This is a genomic window from Nonomuraea sp. NPDC001684 (assembly GCF_053596515.1).
On sequence record NZ_JBSFGJ010000863.1, the window covers coordinates 1 to 1,454 of the forward strand.

At 73.4% G+C, this 1,454-nt stretch carries 2 protein-coding genes; both read left to right on the forward strand.

The window, feature by feature from the left end; all coding sequences use genetic code 11:
* Window positions 1-891, forward strand: an 891-nt coding sequence (locus ACWCSD_RS52590; RefSeq protein WP_449927463.1) for an FKBP-type peptidyl-prolyl cis-trans isomerase, incomplete at its 5' end; no start/stop codon positions are given.
* A gap of 94 nt (window positions 892-985) precedes the next feature.
* A partial coding sequence (locus tag ACWCSD_RS52595; RefSeq protein WP_449927466.1) for an FKBP-type peptidyl-prolyl cis-trans isomerase occupies window positions 986-1,454 on the forward strand: 469 nt, incomplete at its 3' end.

Genomic DNA, 1,454 nt, shown 5'->3' on the forward strand with positions numbered 1-1,454 from the left:
GCCGCCGCGTGCGGCGACACCGACGCCGGGGCGAACGGAGGCGCCACCACCGGCACCGACGCGGCCGGGCTCACCGTCACCGGGAACGTGGGCGTCAAGCCCACGGTGACCTTCCCCGCCGGCTCGCCGGCGACGAAGTCCTCCTACAAGGTGATCCAGCCGGGCACCGGCCCGGAGGTCAAGACCGGCGACAAGCTGATCGTCAACCTGACCGTCTACAACTGGGACGGCAAGGGCAACGCGATCCAGGGCTCCTCCTACGACACCAAGCAGCCCGAGACCGTCCCGGTCAACGAGCAGCTGCCGCAGGTGCTGCGCGACGGCTTCACGAAGGTCAAGCACGGCGGCCGGCTGCTGGCCGTGCTGGCCAACGACTCGGCCCCGGCGGGGCAGGCCACGGCCGGCGCCGAGCCGACGAAGGTGTTCGTGCTCGACGTGGTCGGCGCCCGGCCCCCGGCGCTGAAGGCGGCCACGGGCAAGGAGACCGGCCAGACCCTCAAGGGCGTCAAGGTGGACAACCCGGGTGGGGAGAAGGCTCCGACGCTGACCACCAAGACCGGCGAGAAGCCGTCCAAGGACCTGGTGGTCAAGACCATCATCGAGGGCACCGGCGCCAAGGTGCAGCCCACCCAGACGCTGACCGTCCACTACACGGGCAAGATCTGGGGCACCGACAGCCAGTTCGACTCCAGCTGGGAGCGCGGCGAGCCGGCCGAGTTCCCGCTCGCGAACGTGATCCAGGGCTGGCAGAAGGGCCTGGCCGGGGTGCCGGTCGGCAGCCGGGTCGTGATGAGCATCCCGCCGGACCTCGGCTACGGCGACCAGGCCCAGGACAAGATCCCCGCCAAGAGCACGCTGGTGTTCGTGGTCGACGTGCTGGCGGCCTCCTGACCGGGTGATCTCCTGACGGGCCGTCCGACGACGCGGTAGCATCTCGTGGCCCGGTGGCGTCTCGCCGCCGGGCCACTTTGTCGTGGGAGGGCAGATGCGCCGCCGTACGATCGTGCCGTCGCTGGCGTCGCTGCTGCTGCTGGCCGCCGCCTGCACGGGCCCGACGGCCGGCGCGCCCGCGCCCAAGGCGGCGGAGAAGCTCGACCTGAAGGTGGGCGGCGCGTTCGGCGCCCGGCCCACGATCGTCTTCCCCGCCGGCCGGCCCGCCGCCGATCTCCAGGTCGACGAGCTGACCACGGGCGGCGGCGACCGGCTGGGCGACGACGACGTCGCGGTCGTCCAGTACACCGCGCACGTCTGGGACGGCCGTGACAACCGCCTGGTCGACTCCAGCTTCAACCGGGGCGCCCCGGCGGCCTTCCCGGTGGGCTCGCTGCTGCCGGGGCTCGGCAGGGCGCTGCGCGGCCGCACGGTGGGCAGCAGGGTGCTCGCGGCAGTCCCGCCCGACCAGGGCTTCGGCGCCGCCCCGCCGCGCGGCGTCGGCCCGGCCGACGACCTGGTCT